The following is a 16,682-nucleotide window of genomic DNA, read 5'->3' as shown; positions in this document are numbered from 1 at the left end:
CTTCTATCGGCGGATTCTTAGCCGCCTTGAATCAAGGGGCGTCCGGCGCACAATCCGCCCGCAGGGTAAGCATGACGCGGCGCACAAGTGCAGTCGCGTACGCTGACGTGACACTGGTTACGTGCTGTTACGTCCGATGCCGCCGGCCTCCCGAAGCCTCGACGATATAATCGCCGCCACGCTGACTGACACCCCCGGTGCCCACCTGTAATGGCTACTGCCCAAACCACCCCAGCTTCGCCCAAGCCGCCCAAAGCCCGCCGCCCGCTGTGGGCGCGACTGCTTCTCTGGATGCTCGGCCTGTTCGTTGCCATGGGGGTCGTCGGAGCGCTGCTGCTGGGCTATGCCCTGCTCGTCGCCGCGCCCAACCTCCCGTCGCTCGACGCCATCACCGATTACCGCCCGAAGATCCCGCTGCGCGTGTACACCGCCGACAACGTCCTCATCGGTGAATTCGGTGAGGAGCGCCGCAGCTTCGTGCCGATCACGCAGATGCCCGACGTGATGAAGCGCGCGGTGCTGGCCATTGAGGACGACCGCTTCTACGAGCACGGCGGCGTTGACTTCATCGGCGTACTGCGCGCTGGCCTGGCGAACCTGCACGGCGGCCTGTCGCAAGGTGCGTCGACCATCACGATGCAGGTGGCGCGCAACTTCTTCCTGTCGAGCGAGAAGACGTACACGCGCAAGATCTACGAGATGCTGCTCTCGTACAAGATCGAGGCGAGCCTGACAAAGGACCAGATCCTTGAGCTGTACATGAACCAGATCTACCTGGGCCAGCGCGCGTACGGCTTTGCCAGCGCCGAGCAGATCTACTTCGGCAAGAACATCAAGGACATCACCCTGGCCGAAGCGGCCATGCTGGCCGGCCTGCCCAAAGCGCCGTCGGCGTACAACCCGGTGGTGAACCCGAAGCGCGCGAAGGTGCGTCAGGAATACATCCTGCAGCGCATGCGCGACCTGCACTACATCACGCCGGAGCAGTACACCCAAGCCATCAATGAGCAACTGCCGGTGCGCGGCGAAGGCCATGAGTTCGACGTGCACGCCGAGTACGTCGCCGAAATGGTGCGTCAGCTGATGTACGCGCAGTACCGCGAAGAGACCTACACGCGCGGCCTGAGCGTCTACACTACGCTGCGCAAGGCCGACCAGGATGTCGCGTACCAATCCGTGCGCCGCGGCATTCTCGACTACGAGCGCCGTCACGGCTATCGCGGCCCTGAAGCGTTCATCGACCTGCCCTCCGATGCGGAAGAGCGCGAACAGGCCATCGACGACGCCCTGCTTGAACATCCGAACAGCGACGATCTGCAATCGGCCGTGGTGGTGAGCGTGACGCCCAAGCTGGTGCGCGCGACGATGCTGACCGGTGAGACGATCGACTTGGCGGGTGACGGTCTGCGCTTTGCACAGGCGGCGCTGTCGAACAATGCACAGCCGAAGATCAAGCTGCGCCCGGGCGCGGTGATCCGCGTGATTCAGGATACGAAGACGCAGAAGTGGTCGATCACGCAGTTGCCGGAAGTGGCCTCGGGCTTTATCTCGCTGGATCCGCAGACAGGCGCGATCTACTCGATGGTCGGCGGCTTCGACTTCAACCGCAGCAAGTTCAACCACGTCACGCAGGCCTGGCGCCAGCCGGGTTCCAGCTTCAAGCCGTTCATCTACTCGGCGGCGGTGGACAAGGGTTTCTCGCCGTCTACGGTCATCAATGACGCGCCGCTCTCCATCCCGACCGGCGACACCGGCGGCCAGGTGTGGGAGCCGAAAAACTACGGCGGCGGCTACGACGGCCCGATGACGATGCGCCGCGCGCTGCAAAAGTCGAAGAACCTGGTGTCGGTGCGCATCCTGCGCGCGATTGGTACGCAGTACGCGCAGCAGTACATCACGCGCTTCGGGTTCGACGCCGACCGGCACCCGGCCTATCTGCCGATGGCGCTGGGCGCAGGTTCAGTGACGATGCTGCAGATGGCGAGCGGCTACTCGGTGTTCGCCAACGGCGGCTACCGCGTAAACCCATACATCATCGATCGCGTGGTGGATGCGCGCGGTACCGTCGTGCAGCAGAGCCATCCGATGACCGCCGGCAAAGACGCTGTGCGCGTGATCGATCCGCGCAACGACTTCATCATGGATTCGCTGTTGCGCAGTGTGGTGTCGAGCGGCACGGGCTACCAGGCCAAGGTCAAGCTGGGCCGCAACGACATGGCTGGCAAGACCGGTACCACCAACGACTCGTTCGACGCCTGGTTCTGCGGCTACACGCCCAAGCTAGTGGGCGTGGCCTGGATGGGCTACGACAACCCGCGCAGCCTCGGCGATCGTGAAACCGGTGGTGGCTTGGCCCTGCCGATCTGGATCAACTACATGGGCTACGCGCTCAAGGGTGAGCCCCAGACCGAGCGTCAGCCGCCCGAAGGCGTCGTGCAGATGGCCGGCGACTGGGCCTACGAGGAATACGCCAACGGTCAGGGCGTGGCTTCGGTGGGCCTGGGCGATGCCATGCCGGGAGCATCCGCACCGGCCGGCGACCAGTCGCAGCAGCCTGGCGTCAATCTGGCGCCAACGCAGGAACAGGAGAAACAGAAGATTCTCGACATGTTCCGCGGCAACTGAACGTCGCGCCCATGAAAAAGCCGCCCTTCGGAGCGGCTTTTAATTTGGCATCCGACGAGAACGCTGCGCTCAGCCGGCCGCCAATGTCACATCCACATCGCTTTGCTGGCTGACATAGCGCGAGAGCGCCACATACAGCTCTTCCTTGCTGCGCGTATCGACCCAGCGGCCGTCGTCGCCGCGGCGGAAATGAAAACCGCCCGCACGCGCCGCCACCCACAGTTCCTGCATCGGCGCCTGGCTGTTGATGATGATCTTGGAGCCATCGTCGAATTCGAGGGTCAGCACGTTACCGGTGCGGTTGACCTCGATGTCGGCATCGGCCTCGTCGGCAGCCGTTTCAACGATGCTTTCGATGCGGCTGAGTTCCGCCTCGGCCAGCGCCAGGAACTCCGATTCGCTCAGGGGGGGCATGCTACACTCCAAAATCTTGCGCGGACGTTGCGTGGCGGCCCTTTCCGGCCCGTCCTGACCAGCAGGCGCCTCGTCCCATATGACTCCGATCGCCGCAAGGGTTACACCCCTGGGGCCTCCTTTCTGCACCATCATCCGATGATACGAACCGCCGCCATTGTAGCCACTGTCGGCCTGACCCTGACGGTCGCAGGCCTATCCGGCTGCGGGATTCGCGGGCCGCTGTACATGCCCAAGGTGCCGCCGGCGCCAACCGCGCCGCAAACCACGGACCCCGGCATCGCCGGGCCGAACGCCGTGCCGCAGCCGCCGGTGCCGGGCGCCAAACCCGCAGCCGCCGATGCCGCCAGCGCGGTACCCGCAAACCACTGATCCCGTCCTTTTTGCTCAACCGGCGCCAACCCTCTCTGGTGCGGCGCCCAGAATGTTCCCAATCATGTCCGAGTCCCTGATTCGCCAGGAAGGCGCGCTGATGATCGAAGGCGTCGCGCTGGACGCGATTGCCGCGCAGTTCGGCACGCCCACCTACGTGTACTCGCGCGCCGCGCTCACCGCCAACTATCGCGCCTACGCCGCCGCATGCGAGGGCCGCAACGCGCATGTGCAGTACGCCATGAAGGCCAACTCGAACCTCGCCGTGCTGCAGGTGTTCGCACAGCTGGGCGCAGGCTTTGACATCGTTTCCGCCGGCGAACTGAAGCGCGTGCTGGCCGCTGGCGCACAGGCCTCGAAGGTGGTGTTCTCGGGCGTGGGCAAGAGCGCGGACGAAATGCGGTTCGCGCTGGAAGTCGGCGTGGCGTGCTTCAACGTGGAGTCGATTCCCGAGCTGCACCGCCTGAACGACGTGGCCGCCTCGATGGGCAAGGTCGCGCCCGTGTCGCTGCGCATCAACCCGGACGTGGACGCCAAGACGCACCCGTACATCTCGACGGGCCTGAAGGGCAACAAGTTCGGGGTGGCGTTTGACGAAGTGCTGCCGACGTACCGCGCGGCCGCTGCGATGCCGAACCTGCGCGTGGTCGGCATCGACTGCCATATCGGCTCGCAGATCACCGAGGTGTCACCGTATCTGGATGCACTGGACAAGGTGCTCGACGTGGTGACGCAACTGGATGCTGAGGGCATCCGCCTGTCGCACATCGATGTGGGCGGCGGTCTGGGCATTACCTATACGGACGAGACGCCGCCGGACATCACCGCCTTCGCGCGCACGCTGCTCGACCGCGTCGAGCAACGCGGCTTTGGCGATCGCACCGTGCTGTTCGAGCCGGGCCGCTCGCTGGTGGGCAACGCGGGCCTGTTGCTCACGCGCGTCGAATACCTCAAGCCTGGCGCGAGCAAAAACTTCTGCATCGTCGATGCGGCGATGAATGATCTCACCCGCCCCGCGATGTACGAGGCGTATCACCATATCGTGCCGGTGCGCGAAGGCCAGAGCGCGCCGGTCGTCTACGACGTCGTGGGCCCGGTATGCGAATCCGGCGACTGGCTCGGCCGCGATCGTTCGCTGGCAGTGCAGCCGGGCGACGTGCTGGCGATCCTGTCGGCCGGCGCGTACGGTTTCACGATGAGTTCGAACTACAACACGCGCAATCGCGCGGCCGAGGTCATCGTCGATGGTAACAAGATGCACCTGGCACGCGAGCGCGAGTGCTTTGAAGACCTGATCCGCGGGGAGCATCTGTTCCCCGCGTAAGTCCGCCTCCCCCCGCAAAGAAAAAGCCGACGCACAAACGTCGGCTTTTTTATGGGCGCGATCAGCGTCAATCGCGCGCCGGCATCGCTGCACCGGCCATCGCACCGCGCTGCGAGCGCCACGCCCACCACACCCGCAACCCAAGCAGCACCGTCATCACTGCCGCGTAAATCGACACTTCCGCAAAGTCGTGCTTCCCGGCCTTGTGCCACCAGTAATGCAGGATGCCGAGCACGCCGGTCACGTAGACAAGCCGGTGCAGCCACTGCCAGCGCTTGCCACCGAGCCTGCGCACCATCGCGTTGGTCGACGTGGCGGCCAGCGGAATCATCAGCACGAACGCCGCGAAACCAACGGTGATGAAAGGCCGCTTGACGATGTCCTTGAGCATCGAGGCTGGATCAAGCCCGCGGTCCACCAGCAGCCAGATCAGGAAGTGGATCGAGCCGTAGAAGAACGTGTACAGCCCAAGCATGCGGCGCAGCCGGACCAGCCAGTTCATACCCGTAATCCGGCGCAGCGGCGTGATGGCCAGCGTGCAGCACAGCAGCACCAGCGTCCACGTACCGGTCGAGCGGGTGACGAACTCCAGAGGATTCGGCCCGAACTGATCGGTCGCGCCCAGGAAGACGATGCGCAGGAACGGCAGGAGCGCAACGACCCACGCGGTCGCCTTCACCACACGCAACTGCTTGGGCGGCAACATCGGCGGCAGCAGTGTCATGTCAGCCTCAGAAGTTCTTGCGCAGGTCCATGCCCGCGTACAGCGGGGCGACCTGCTCGTAGCCGTTGAACATCAGCGTCTTGCGCTTGGGCGCGAACAGGCCGCCGAAGCCGCCTTTGTCCTCGCCGATGCGGCGTTCAGTGGCTTGGCTCCAGCGCGGGTGATCCACGGTCGGGTTCACGTTGGAATAGAAGCCATATTCGTTGGCCGCAGCAAGGTTCCAGCTCGTCGGCGGTTGCTTGTCGACAAAGCGGATCTTGACGATCGACTTCGCGCTCTTGAAGCCGTACTTCCACGGCACGATCACGCGCACGGGCGCACCGTTCTGGTTCGGCAGCACCTGGCCGTAAAGGCCAAAGGTGAGCAGCGCCAGCGGATGCATCGCCTCGTCCAGGCGCAAGCCTTCGCTGTACGGCCACTCGAGCACGGGGCTGCTGACGCCGGGCATCTGCCGTTTGTCGGCCAGCGAGATGAACTGGATGTACTTGGCGCTGCCCTGGGGCTCCACCCGCTTGATCAACTCGGCCAGCGGGAAGCCCACCCACGGAATCACCATCGACCAGCCCTCGACGCAACGCAGGCGGTAGACACGCTCTTCCATCGGCGCGAGCTTCATCAGGTCGTCCAGGTCGTAGGTTTTGGGGGTTTTCACCAAACCCTCCACGCTGACTTGCCACGGGTGCGGGCGCAGCGTACCGGCATAGCGCGCCGGGTCAGCCTTGTCGGTGCCGAACTCGTAGAAGTTGTTGTACGTGGTGACCTGGTCGTACGGGGTGGCTTTCTCCACGGTCGTGTACGCAGGATTCGGCTTGCCGGGCAACTTTGCCAGCGAAGGGTTGGCGGCAAAGGCCTCGCGCGACGCCCACGGCGCCAGCGTCGCGCCGGCCGCACCCATGGCGGCAGCGGCCAAGAAACGGCGGCGCTGCTCGAAGATGTGCTGCGGTGTGATCTCGCTGGCGGGGATGTCGTCGCCACGCAGCCAGCGGTCAGTCTTGATCAACATGATTCGTGGTCCTCGTTGTGCGGGAACGCTGTCCCATGTGCGTTGGTCGTGCCCGCGCCGCCAACCTGACAAAGCGCGGAAAAAAATATGGCGCTATTCCTTGCGGGGCGCTGGTCCGGTGAATTCGCTGTACTGCCGATAGACCACCTGGGCCACTTCCAGCAACTGCGGCCGCGCCAGCGGGCCGGCGACCGCAAACCCCAGGCCGCGATCAGCCCAGTAGAACGCCATCGGTGGCGGGTGATCCACAGCAGGATGAATCGCCTGCAGCACGCGGTTGTCCGGGGCGAGCGTCTCCAGCCGGAAGCCCGTATCGCGGTTGTTCGGCATGCGCCGCAACTGCAACGAGATACGCGTGCCGCCGGGCCCCTCGTACATCAGCATGGCCGTAGGTGCATCCGCCACCACCGTCTGGCGCCCGCCGATGAGCCGGTAGCCGAGCGACGTCAGGTCGGGAACACGCAACTGCGCATCGAGCCGCCGCGACAACCATGTGACGAGATGCGCCTCTTCATCGGCCGGCACCTCCACCATATGTTTCGACTCGGGAGAAAAGACGACGTGCGATACGAGTGCATCGTTGGCGAAACGCTGCATGGGCATGGTGCGCTCGACGGCACCTCGGCCCAGCCAACCGGCACCCGAGCCAATGGCCAGGCACACGACGCCCAGCGCCACCGCGCTCCAGCCGCGCATTGCGCCAAAGCCGCTGGTCGTCGGGCGACGTGCCGCCGCCAAGATTGCCGCCGGAATGCGACGCTGCGGCACCGGTTCGTTGAGCAGCGGATCGAGCGCGTAGTGCAATTGCGCGTCCGTCTTGCGCCAGCCCGCGACCTCGGCGGCTGCATGCGGGTGCGCAGCAAGATAGGCCTCCACGACAGCGCGGCGCGCCGCGGGCAAGCGGCCGTCGGCATAGGCGTGAAGTTCGTCGATATGAATGGAATTGGAGGGCATGGCGAGCCTCACTTCACGCGGTGCAGCGCTGCGCTGCTGCTGTCGCCAGATGCTGCCGATGCACGCGCCGCTTCGGGCGAACCGTCGAGCGCCACGCGCATCCGCTCACGCGCCCGCGACAGCCGCGACATCACCGTGCCCACCGGCACGCCTAGCACGTCGGCGGCTTCCTTGTAGGCAAACTGCTCCAAGCCCACCAGCAGCAGTACAGCACGTTGATCTTCGGGCAGCGTCGCCAGCGCACGCAGCAGATCACGGCGCAAGCCGGGATCGTCGTCGACGGGGATCTCGGGAGGCGAGTCGCTCAGCTCGATCCGATCGGGCCGGCGCACGGCGTTCAGGTGCAGCCGATGCATGATGGTGAGCAGCCACGCAAACAGCCCGTCGCCCTCGCCCTTCGCCCCAATCTGCCCGATCGAACCAAGCCGGGGCCGCAGTTGGAAGCGCCAGCGGTAACGCCAGGCGCGTTCCAGCGTGTCCTGGACAAGATCGTCAGCACGACTGGCGTCACGCATCAGGCCGCGCGCGTGTCGGCGCAGGCGTGGTGTGAGCGCAATCAGCCGGCTGGCCAGGTCGGACATAGGGGCGCGAGCGAAGGCGTCGTACTTACGGCTTGGCGACGTGCCAAACGTTCATGAAGCCGTCTCCGGTCTGGTCGCCCGGCATCTTGTCCTTGCTCCAGAGGTAGAGCGGCTTGCCGCGATAGGCCCACTGTTTCTTGCCGTCGTCTCGCGTGATGATGGTGTAGTCGCCGGACGGCTTGTCGGCGTCATTGGCTGCCAGCGGCGGCCAGTTCTCGGCGCACTTGCCGTTGCAGGCGCTCTTGCCAGCCATGGCGTCACGGTCGAACGTGTAAAGCGCCATGCCGTGCTCATCTGTGAGCGTGCCATTGGTCACCTTGACGGCCGACGGCGCGGACGACGCGCCCATGCCCATGCCGCTGCAGCCTGCCAAACCGAATGCGGCAAGCAGCGCGGCGCCGGCCAACGCGGCGCGCGGGTTGAACGACTTCAGGGAAGCTGCAGACTGGCTCATCTTGTTCTCCTTGGATGGAGAGGCGCGCCGATCGCGCCCTCACTGAGCAGTAAACACGCTAAGCGCGTCTTTATTCCAGTCTGCCGAGAATTTTTTGTGACTTGCGGCTTACAGTTCGCCGTAGCTGTGCAGGCCCGAGAGGAACATGTTCACGCCCAGGAAGGCGAACGTCGTCACCAACAGGCCAATCAGCGCCCACCAGGCTGCCATGCGACCGCGCAGCCCCTTCATCAGGCGCATGTGCAGCCACGCGGCGTAGTTCAGCCAAACGATCAGCGCCCAGGTTTCCTTCGGGTCCCAGCTCCAGTAGCCGCCCCAGGCGTCAGCCGCCCACAGCGCGCCGAGAATCGTGGCGATGGTGAAGAACGCAAAGCCCACGGTGATGGCCTTGTACATCACGTCGTCCAGCACTTCGAGCGACGGCAGGCGATCGGCCAGCACGCCGCGCTCCTTCAGCAGATAAGCCGCACCGACCATGGCCGACAGCGCGAACGTGCCGTAACCGATGAAATTGGCCGGTACGTGGATCTTCATCCACCAGCTCTGCAGTGCCGGCACCAGCGGCTGGATCTCCTGCGCGCTGCGCGACACCGTGTACCACAGCAGAAAACCCACCGCCGCCGACACCACCAGCATCACGAACGGCCCCAGCGCGCGCGTCTTGTAGCGCTGCTCGTAGTACAGATAGAAGAGCGAGGTGATCAGCGTAAAGAGGATGAACACCTCGTACAGATTCGAGATGGGGATGTGGCCAATGTCTGCGCCCACGAGGTACGACTCGTACCACCGCACCAGCATGCCGGTCAGGCCGAGCACCACGGCTGCCCAGCACAGCTTGCTGCCGATCGACCCGCCCGCCTCCCAGCGCAGCAGAAAACCCGTCCAGAAAAACAGCGTGGACAGGAAGATCAGCGCGCTCATCCACAGGATGGCCGACTGACTGGCAAGGAAATACTTGAGAAAGAAGGCGTGCTCGGCCCGGGCGAGATCCGGGCCATTGGCGCCGGCGTATTGCGAGATACCGAACAGCGCCAACACGGCGATGCCGATCATCAGCACGCGCACCGGCTTCCACGTCCAGCCCAGCCATGCGAAGGCGGGCACGGCAGCGACAAGAATGCCGCGCTCGTAACCATCCATGTAAGCGCCGTAGCGGGAGAAGGCGTAACCTGCGCCGGCCGCCAGCATTGCAGCAAACAGCCAGTCAAACCAGCCCAAGCGGCGGAAATACGAGGGACGCTGCAGCGCACCCAGATCAGCGCTCGCCATGGTCGTTTGGGGATTGCTCGCTTCCATCACCGGCTCACTTCGTTGGTTTGGGGTCGACGCTCGCTGCACTGGCGGCGTCGGGGGCGCCCGGGGCTCCTGCCGCGGCGCGGATATCGTGCTTGAGGCGCTCGAACTCGCGGTCGAAGTCGAGCGTGCGGCGCATGGTCGACATGGCGGTCAGCACATGTGCGCCGGAGGCGCTTTCGTTGGCCTGACCGGATTGCGGCCGGATCCACAGCCACCAGCGGCGCTCTCGCACGTAAAACATCGAGAACACGCCCAGCACCAGCAGCAACGACCCAAGATACACGATGTTTTTGCCCGGCGCACGTGTGAGCTGGAACACGCTGGCCTGCACTTGCTGGAAGTCGGTCAGCTGCAGATACACCGGTGCACCGTAGAAGGCGTTGTCCGACAGCGCGTTGATGGCGCTTTGCAACCACTGGCTGCTGGCCGCATCCACGATGGGTGCTGGTTGGCCGTCCTGCGCGCGGGCCAGTTGCCACAACTCCCACATCGAGCTGTTGATGATCTTCATCAGCACATCGGCAGCCTTCTCGCGCTCGCCTTCGGGCACCGATTTCTGCAGGAACGTGGCAACTGCGGCGAAGCCGCCCTGTGCACCCGCGGAGCCGTCCTTCACATCGGCGGCACCGGCAAAGAGATCGAGCGCGCGACGGGCGCTTTCCATCAACTGGCTGCGGAGTTCCGCACGCTGCTCGCCGGGCATGGAGAGCAGCGCAAACCGGCGCGCCGCTTCGCCCCGCATCGCCGGATTTTGCAGCGCAGCGCGCAGGCGCATCCAGTCGCCGACGGTGCCTTGTGCGTCCGCAGGAATGCGCAGGTAGCGGAACGGCTCGTCGGGCTGTGAGCGCATGCCGGCAAGGAACACCGACTGCCCATCCAGCGTAACCGGCTGCATGTAATTACTGAACTCGTGCGCCTGGCCGTTGGCGTCGCGCAGCTTGTACTGCACCGAGGGGCCAACGTTGCGCAGGTCGCGGTCGCGCGTCATCTTGGTCACGTTGCCAAGCTCCGCGCGCAGACCACTTTCCGCACCGCCCTTCTTGCCGACGCCGCGAGCGTCCTGCTTGCCCGAGGCGTCCGTCACCGTTTCGACATTCATCAGGCGGAAGTCGGAGAACTCGACCGTGTAGTCGCCACCCTTGCCGGTGAGCTTGGAGCTTTCGCCCACGACGCCCGACATATCGAACGTCTTGGCGTTGTCACCTTGCATCGGGAAACCGGTCAGCTTGAGTTTCGAGCCGCCATCTTCAAAGCTCGACTGGTAGATCGCCACGCCGTCATACACGAACGGCTTGTTCACCTCCACGCGCGCAGCGGTCTGCTTACCGGTACGACGGTCGGTCACGACGATGTCGCTAGCGAACAGCTTTGGCATGCCGGTCGAATAATGCTCAACGGTGAACTTCTTGAGCGTGATCATGAACGGCAAGTCCTGGATCAGCGCGCCGTCGGCAATGTTCAGGATCGCCGTGCTGACGCTCGAACCTTCCGGCACGAATGCATTACCGCGGAAGCCCGGGTTCGACGTCGAGAGCCGATGCTCCGACCCAATGTCGCTGATGACCGCATTGCCCTTGATGGGCGACTTGCCGCCAAACCACATCTGCGCACGGATCATCATGTCGCCGTCCAGCAGCCCGCCGATACAGATCACGACGATGGCCGTGTGCGCCAGGATGTAGCCGATCTTGTTACCCGCCCCCGCCTTTGCTGTGATGAGCGTCGAACCACCATCGCGCGCGAACGCCTTGATCCGGAAACCGCGGTTCTGGGCGAGTGCGGCCAGGCGTGCGGTCACGGTTGCAATATCGACGGGTGAATCATATTCGTCCCGGTGGTGGAACGCGCGCAGGCTGCCTTCGCGCACGTTCTCGCGCCAGGCGCGCATGTCGGCCAGCATCTTGGGGGCATTGCGCACGATGCACAGCGAGGTCGACACCACCAAGAACGCCAAGATCAGCAAAAACCACCAGGCGCTATAGACCGTGGGCAGCGTCAGCGAACGGAACACATCGGCCCAGAACGGCCCAAACTGGTTGACGTAGTTCGGGTACGGATCGTTCTGCTTGAGCACCGTGCCGATCACGCTGGCAATGGCGATCACCGTCAGGAGGCTGATCGCAAAGCGCATCGACGACAGCAACTCGACCGCCTCGCGCAGCGCGCGACGGCGGGAACGAATCTGGACGCCGGAAGTGGAGACCGAAGACATGCGGGGAGACAACCTGTTCAAAAACGAAAACAGGGTGGCGATGCCAGGCGCATTGCCACCCTGTTCTTCTTGTTGATTGTGCGACCGTCACATGACGGCCGGGTGCGGCAGATTAGCGCAGGCCAGCAATGTAGTCGGCCACCGCCTTGATCTGCTGGGCCGTCATGCGACCGGCCAGGTCGTGCATCTGTACGCTGTTCTTGCGGGTGCCGCTTTGGAAGGCAACCAGTTGCGCTTCAGTGTATTCAGAGAACTGACCAGCGATACGCGGATATTGCGCCGGGATGCCGGCACCCGTCGGGCCGTGGCAACCTGCACATGCGGCAATACCGCGCTTGGCGTCGCCGCCGCGATACAGCTTCTGGCCCAGTTCGATGGTGTCCTTGCTCTTGGCCGAGCCCGGCTTCCAAGCCGCTTGCTTGCCCAGGTAGGCGCCAATGTCCTTCATGTCCTGATCCGACAGGGCGCCGGCGTACAGCGACATGACCGGCTGGTTACGGTCGGTCTTGGCCTTGAAATCCTTGAGCTGCTTTTCGACGTATTCGGCGTGCTGGCCAGCCAGCTTCGGGTTGACGTTCATGGCGCTGTTGCCGCCAGCACCGTGACAACTGGTACACGCGGGCACGCCATTGGCGGGCACACCGGTGTTGAAGATCGTTTCGCCGCGCGCGGCGTCGCCCTTGGCGACTTTTTGCTCTTCGGCATGGGCCATGGAGAAGACCGATGCCAGGGACAGCGCTGCGACAGCAAAAACGTTCGCGATGCGGTTCATTCGCACACCTTGTTTAGATTGTTTTCGAATGCTGCGTGCGCCGCCCATGCGGGACCCTGCGGCGCCGGGCGCCCCCTTCTCCTCGTGCCAGATCAGCGCATGAAAACGGACCGGCCCGGGTCTCGGGGCGGTCCTGCGGCGGATCTGGTGGGGACGTCCGTAAACCGGCGTATTGTACAATAACACCTCTGCAATGCGACCTCGCGGCGCAGCAACCACGCAGTTCTGAACTGCAGTTTACAGGTACTGCCGCGCATGTCGCTCCTGCATCAAGCCCGTTTCTTCATCACCGTCAATCATCTGCGTGATTTACCGGCGACCGCCGTGCCGGAAGTCGCGTTTGCGGGCCGCTCCAACGCAGGCAAATCCACCGCGATCAACATCCTGTGCAATCAGAAGCGGCTGGCGTTTTCCAGTAAGACGCCCGGCCGCACGCAGCACATCAACTATTTCTCGGTGATGCCCGCCAAGGCGGAAGACCCGCTCGGCTTCCTGGTCGACCTGCCCGGTTACGGCTATGCCGAAGCACCCGGCGAGACCAAATCGCACTGGGTTCACCTTCTGGGCGACTACGTCAAGGCGCGCCAGCAACTCGCGGGGCTCGTCATCATGATGGATGCGCGCCGTCCGTTTACCGACCTCGATTGCCAGATGGTCGAGTGGTTCCTGCCGACGGGCAAGCCTATCCATGTGCTGCTCACGAAAGCGGACAAGCTGACCAACAACGACGCCTCGCGCGCGCTCATGGCGGCACGCAAGGTGCTGGCCGATTACCGCGCGCAGATCGACGGCGATGTGTCGCTCACGGTGCAGTTGTTCTCCAGCCTGAAGCGCCGCGGCATCGAAGAGGCGCAGCGAATTGTCGCAGGCTGGCTGTGCTTGCCCGAAGCGCTGGAGCCCGAGCCGCACGCCGAGCAGGCAAAAAAAACCCCGTCGCCAAACACGCAACGGGGGTAACGACCCCATCGAGCCATCGATGGGAACCCGCGTCAGGGAGGAGCCGCGGGGGACGCTGCATCAGCGTCGCTGGCGCATTGTCCGTGCATAGGATGGATAATCGCGACAAAGGTTTCGAAACTTCACAGTGTGTTCTTAGGGTCTGCTGAAATGATCGCGAGCTTCCCCGACCATCGTCCGCGCCGCATGCGCCGCGACGATTTCTCCCGCCGCATGATGCGCGAATCGCGCCTCACTCCCGACGACCTGATCTACCCGGTCTTCATCCTCGAAGGCACCAACGTGCGACAGGCCGTGCCGTCCATGCCGGGTGTCGAGCGCGTGTCGATCGATGTACTGCTGAGCGTGGCCGAGCAGTGCGTGCAGCTTGGCGTCCCGGTGTTGGCGCTCTTCCCCGTTATCGAGCCCTCGCTCAAGACGCCGGATGGCATCGAGGCCACCAATGCGGATGGCCTGATCCCGCGCGCGGTAAAGGCGCTCAAGGCGCGCTTCCCTGAATTGGGCATCCTGACCGATGTGGCGCTCGATCCGTACACGAGCCATGGCCAGGACGGCGTGCTCGACGCCAACGGATATGTCCTCAACGAAGAGACGGTGGATATCCTGATGCGCCAGGCCCTGGTGCAAGCCGAGGCGGGCGTGGACATCGTCGCGCCGTCGGACATGATGGACGGCCGCATCGGTGCGATTCGCCTGGCGCTAGAGAATGACGACCACATCCACACGCGCATCATGGCCTACGCGGCGAAGTACGCTTCGGCGTTCTACGGCCCGTTCCGTGATGCAGTGGGCTCGGCGGCCAATCTGGGCAAGAGCAACAAGATGACTTACCAGATGGACCCGGCCAACTCGGACGAAGCACTGCGCGAAGTGGCGCTCGACATCGCCGAAGGGGCCGACATGGTGATGGTCAAGCCCGGTATGCCGTATCTCGACATCGTTCGCCGCGTGAAGGACGAGTTTCGCTTTCCGACCTACGTCTATCAGGTCAGCGGTGAATACGCGATGCTGAAAGCCGCCGCGCAGAACGGCTGGCTGGATCACGACAAGGTCGTGCTGGAATCGCTGCTGGCATTCAAGCGCGCCGGGGCGAACGGCATCCTGACGTATTTCGCACTGGACGCCGCACGCCTGCTGCGCGCGTAATCAGGCCGTCGGCTTGACTGCCTGCGTCGTGCCGATCGCGCGGCGCAGGCTTTCCAGGAAGGTGTCGGCGCGCTCAAAACCAACCACACGCGCTTTCAGTTCGCGACCCTGCGAATCGAAGAAGATCGTGCCGGGCGGGCCGAACAAACCAAAGCGCTTAAGCAGCGCTTGATCATCCGCGTTGTTGGCCGTCACGTCGGCCTGCAGCAACACCACATCCGCCAGCGCTTTCCGCACCCGTGCATCGGTAAAGGTCAGGCGCTCCATCTCTTTGCAGCTGACGCACCAGTCGGCGTAGAAATCGAGCATCACCGCACGACCCGATGCGCTCGCGTTGCGCACTTCGTCATCGAGTTCGGCGATGCTCTTCACGCGCTTGAATGTCACGCCGTGTGCTTCGGCTTGCGCGGACGTGCCCGCCGATGCGCGAATCAATCCGCTCAGCGGTTGCAGCGGATCGCGCCCCCCAGCGGCGACGCCAACCAGTTGCGCCGCACCCGCCAGCGCGAACAACACACCTGCGGCCTTGCCCAAGCGCTGCACGTTGCCCGCGCCATCCGGCAGCGAATCGAATGTCCGCAGAAACACCGCCGCACCGATCAGCAACCCACCCCAGGCGACCATTACCGCCCACACTGGCAACACCGGCTGCAAGATCCAAAGCGCCACAGCCAGCAGGATGAAACCGAACACCGCCTTGGTGACGATCAGCCAGTGACCAGCGCGCGGCAGCAGGTTGCCCGCCCCCACACCCACAAGCACGAGCGGCACGCCCATGCCGATCGACATCGCAAACAACGCCATACCGCCGATCGCGGCGTTGCCGGTCCGCGCGATATAGGCCAGCGCGCCCGCCAATGCCGGCGTCACACACGGCGACACAATCAACGCCGACAGCGCACCCATCACGACGGCTCCCACAATCTCGCCGCCGCCATGCTTGCTGGAAGCTTTTGTGAGGTGATCGCGCCAAGCTGCTGGTAACTGGAGTTCGTACAGGCCAAACATCGACAGCGACAGCGCCACCATCAATACAGCAAACGCGCCCAGCACCCATGCGTTCTGCAACGCGGCTTGCAAGCCTTGCCCCGCCAAGCCGGCTGCCACACCCACGACGGTATAGACCACTGCCATACCGAGCACGTATGCGCCCGACACGATGGCTGCGCGCGAACGCGTCGCGTGTTCGCCAACCACGATCGCCGACAGGATCGGCAGCATCGGCAGCACGCACGGCGTGAAGGTCAGCAGCAACCCAAGCCCAAAGAACAACGCCGCAATCGCTCCCAGATTGCCGCTGCCGAGCGTGCTGGCGATGCGGTCGAGGGCGTCGCCGGCGCTGGCGTCGTTACCGCTTGCCGTCGGCTCGCCGGGCAACGCCGTTGCGGACTCCACCATAAACCGGCTCTTCATGGGCGGATAGCACAGGCCCTGATCAGCACACCCTTGGGAGGTGACGATCAGCGTGAATGGTGCCGTGGCGTTCTGCGCCTTTACACGGAATGCGACATCATGCCGATAGGTCTCAACGTCCTTATTGAAGGTTTCGTCGAACTTGACCTTGCCTGCTGGCATGTCAGGCGGCATCAGCATGACGGTTGCCGGATCCGACGCCACCGCGAAGCGCTCGCGATACATGTAGTAGCCGTCGGCAATGGCGAACTTGACTTCGACAGTCTGGCCGTCGATTTGCGCGGCGGAGAAGCGGAATGCCTGCTCGGGTGGCAGGAAATCGTCAGCAGCATGCGTGAGCATGGGCAGCGTCGCCGCTGCGACGAACAGCATCACCATCTGCACCACACGTCGCACTGACACAAGCGAAGAAAAGGTCATATCAACGGCAATCGA

15 protein-coding genes are annotated in these 16,682 nt (G+C 64.1%); 5 read left to right on the top strand and 10 right to left on the bottom strand.

What is annotated here, in order from left to right; translation table 11 throughout:
- Positions 1-210 precede the first annotated feature (210 nt).
- Positions 211-2,625: a penicillin-binding protein 1A gene (locus ACEN9T_RS10125; RefSeq protein WP_413707659.1), complete on the top strand. Its 2,415-nt coding sequence runs from the start codon at positions 211-213 to the stop codon at positions 2,623-2,625.
- A gap of 69 nt (positions 2,626-2,694) precedes the next feature.
- On the opposite strand, the gene cyaY is transcribed toward ACEN9T_RS10125, so the two are convergent.
- On the bottom strand, positions 2,695-3,039 hold the full coding sequence (cyaY, locus tag ACEN9T_RS10120) for an iron donor protein CyaY (protein WP_102067435.1): 345 nt from the start codon (positions 3,037-3,039) through the stop codon (positions 2,695-2,697).
- A 138-nt stretch (positions 3,040-3,177) separates the two neighbouring features.
- On the opposite strand from cyaY, the gene lptM reads away from it, so the two are divergent.
- Both lptM and lysA read left to right on the top strand, forming a co-directional pair.
- Complete coding sequence (lptM, locus tag ACEN9T_RS10115; protein WP_413707658.1) at positions 3,178-3,411, top strand: LPS translocon maturation chaperone LptM; 234 nt, start codon at positions 3,178-3,180, stop codon at positions 3,409-3,411.
- Positions 3,412-3,475: 64 nt separating this feature from the next.
- Positions 3,476-4,735, top strand: coding sequence for a diaminopimelate decarboxylase (gene lysA / locus ACEN9T_RS10110; protein WP_413707657.1), 1,260 nt, complete (start codon positions 3,476-3,478; stop codon positions 4,733-4,735).
- Between the two features lie 67 nt (positions 4,736-4,802).
- Here the strand turns inward: lysA and msrQ are convergent, their stop codons facing one another.
- From msrQ to ACEN9T_RS10070, 8 genes are all read right to left on the bottom strand, one after another.
- Positions 4,803-5,459 carry a protein-methionine-sulfoxide reductase heme-binding subunit MsrQ gene (gene msrQ, locus ACEN9T_RS10105; protein WP_092975791.1) on the bottom strand — a complete coding sequence of 219 codons (657 nt, stop codon included), beginning with the start codon at positions 5,457-5,459 and terminating at the stop codon, positions 4,803-4,805.
- Positions 5,460-5,466: 7 nt separating this feature from the next.
- Positions 5,467-6,462: a protein-methionine-sulfoxide reductase catalytic subunit MsrP gene (gene msrP / locus ACEN9T_RS10100; RefSeq protein ID WP_092975794.1), complete on the bottom strand. Its 996-nt coding sequence runs from the start codon at positions 6,460-6,462 to the stop codon at positions 5,467-5,469.
- 93 nt (positions 6,463-6,555) lie between these two features.
- Positions 6,556-7,416, bottom strand: a complete 861-nt coding sequence (locus ACEN9T_RS10095) for an anti-sigma factor family protein (protein ID WP_413707656.1) — start codon at positions 7,414-7,416, stop codon at positions 6,556-6,558.
- Positions 7,417-7,424: 8 nt separating this feature from the next.
- Positions 7,425-7,997: an RNA polymerase sigma factor gene (locus ACEN9T_RS10090; RefSeq protein ID WP_092975800.1), complete on the bottom strand. Its 573-nt coding sequence runs from the start codon at positions 7,995-7,997 to the stop codon at positions 7,425-7,427.
- A 25-nt stretch (positions 7,998-8,022) separates the two neighbouring features.
- Positions 8,023-8,451: an ATP-binding protein gene (locus ACEN9T_RS10085; RefSeq protein ID WP_092975803.1), complete on the bottom strand. Its 429-nt coding sequence runs from the start codon at positions 8,449-8,451 to the stop codon at positions 8,023-8,025.
- Positions 8,452-8,559: 108 nt separating this feature from the next.
- Complete coding sequence (gene ccsB / locus ACEN9T_RS10080) at positions 8,560-9,747, bottom strand: c-type cytochrome biogenesis protein CcsB (RefSeq protein ID WP_092975806.1); 1,188 nt, start codon at positions 9,745-9,747, stop codon at positions 8,560-8,562.
- Positions 9,748-9,754: 7 nt separating this feature from the next.
- Positions 9,755-11,959, bottom strand: coding sequence for a cytochrome c biogenesis protein ResB (locus tag ACEN9T_RS10075; protein ID WP_413707655.1), 2,205 nt, complete (start codon positions 11,957-11,959; stop codon positions 9,755-9,757).
- 112 nt (positions 11,960-12,071) lie between these two features.
- Complete coding sequence (locus ACEN9T_RS10070; RefSeq protein ID WP_092975812.1) at positions 12,072-12,731, bottom strand: c-type cytochrome; 660 nt, start codon at positions 12,729-12,731, stop codon at positions 12,072-12,074.
- 255 nt (positions 12,732-12,986) lie between these two features.
- Between ACEN9T_RS10070 and yihA the strand changes: the two genes are divergently transcribed.
- Both yihA and hemB read left to right on the top strand, forming a co-directional pair.
- Positions 12,987-13,688 (top strand): ribosome biogenesis GTP-binding protein YihA/YsxC, encoded by a 702-nt coding sequence (yihA, locus tag ACEN9T_RS10065; RefSeq protein WP_024977874.1) that lies wholly within the window; start codon positions 12,987-12,989, stop codon positions 13,686-13,688.
- A 150-nt stretch (positions 13,689-13,838) separates the two neighbouring features.
- A complete protein-coding gene (hemB, locus tag ACEN9T_RS10060; protein ID WP_024977875.1) occupies positions 13,839-14,834 on the top strand; it encodes a porphobilinogen synthase in 996 nt (331 codons plus the stop codon).
- Here hemB and dsbD read toward each other — a convergent pair whose 3' ends face one another.
- Entirely contained in the window at positions 14,835-16,667 is a 1,833-nt protein-coding gene (dsbD, locus tag ACEN9T_RS10055) for a protein-disulfide reductase DsbD (protein WP_413707654.1), read from the bottom strand. It abuts the gene before it with no gap.
- Positions 16,668-16,682 lie beyond the last annotated feature (15 nt).

The sequence above is a fragment of the Ralstonia sp. Ralssp110 genome (genome assembly GCF_047325135.1).
In the GTDB taxonomy this organism is placed as follows: Bacteria; Pseudomonadota; Gammaproteobacteria; order Burkholderiales; family Burkholderiaceae; genus Ralstonia; species Ralstonia mojiangensis.
This window is presented reverse-complemented; position numbering and strand designations above follow the sequence as displayed.

Bases quoted from the DNA above. Each gene is read 5' to 3' on its own strand.
- ACEN9T_RS10070 (WP_092975812.1), bottom strand. From the start codon at position 12,731: ATGAACCGCATCGCGAACGTTTTTGCTGTCGCAGCGCTGTCCCTGGCA.
- cyaY (WP_102067435.1), bottom strand. From the start codon at position 3,039: ATGCCCCCCCTGAGCGAATCGGAGTTCCTGGCGCTGGCCGAGGCGGAA.
- msrP (WP_092975794.1), bottom strand. From the start codon at position 6,462: ATGTTGATCAAGACTGACCGCTGGCTGCGTGGCGACGACATCCCCGCC.
- lysA (WP_413707657.1), top strand. From the start codon at position 3,476: ATGTCCGAGTCCCTGATTCGCCAGGAAGGCGCGCTGATGATCGAAGGC.
- msrQ (WP_092975791.1), bottom strand. From the start codon at position 5,459: ATGACACTGCTGCCGCCGATGTTGCCGCCCAAGCAGTTGCGTGTGGTG.
- hemB (WP_024977875.1), top strand. From the start codon at position 13,839: ATGATCGCGAGCTTCCCCGACCATCGTCCGCGCCGCATGCGCCGCGAC.
- ACEN9T_RS10095 (WP_413707656.1), bottom strand. From the start codon at position 7,416: ATGCCCTCCAATTCCATTCATATCGACGAACTTCACGCCTATGCCGAC.
- lptM (WP_413707658.1), top strand. From the start codon at position 3,178: ATGATACGAACCGCCGCCATTGTAGCCACTGTCGGCCTGACCCTGACG.
- yihA (WP_024977874.1), top strand. From the start codon at position 12,987: ATGTCGCTCCTGCATCAAGCCCGTTTCTTCATCACCGTCAATCATCTG.
- ccsB (WP_092975806.1), bottom strand. From the start codon at position 9,747: ATGGAAGCGAGCAATCCCCAAACGACCATGGCGAGCGCTGATCTGGGT.
- ACEN9T_RS10075 (WP_413707655.1), bottom strand. From the start codon at position 11,959: ATGTCTTCGGTCTCCACTTCCGGCGTCCAGATTCGTTCCCGCCGTCGC.
- ACEN9T_RS10090 (WP_092975800.1), bottom strand. From the start codon at position 7,997: ATGTCCGACCTGGCCAGCCGGCTGATTGCGCTCACACCACGCCTGCGC.
- ACEN9T_RS10085 (WP_092975803.1), bottom strand. From the start codon at position 8,451: ATGAGCCAGTCTGCAGCTTCCCTGAAGTCGTTCAACCCGCGCGCCGCG.
- dsbD (WP_413707654.1), bottom strand. From the start codon at position 16,667: ATGACCTTTTCTTCGCTTGTGTCAGTGCGACGTGTGGTGCAGATGGTG.
- ACEN9T_RS10125 (WP_413707659.1), top strand. From the start codon at position 211: ATGGCTACTGCCCAAACCACCCCAGCTTCGCCCAAGCCGCCCAAAGCC.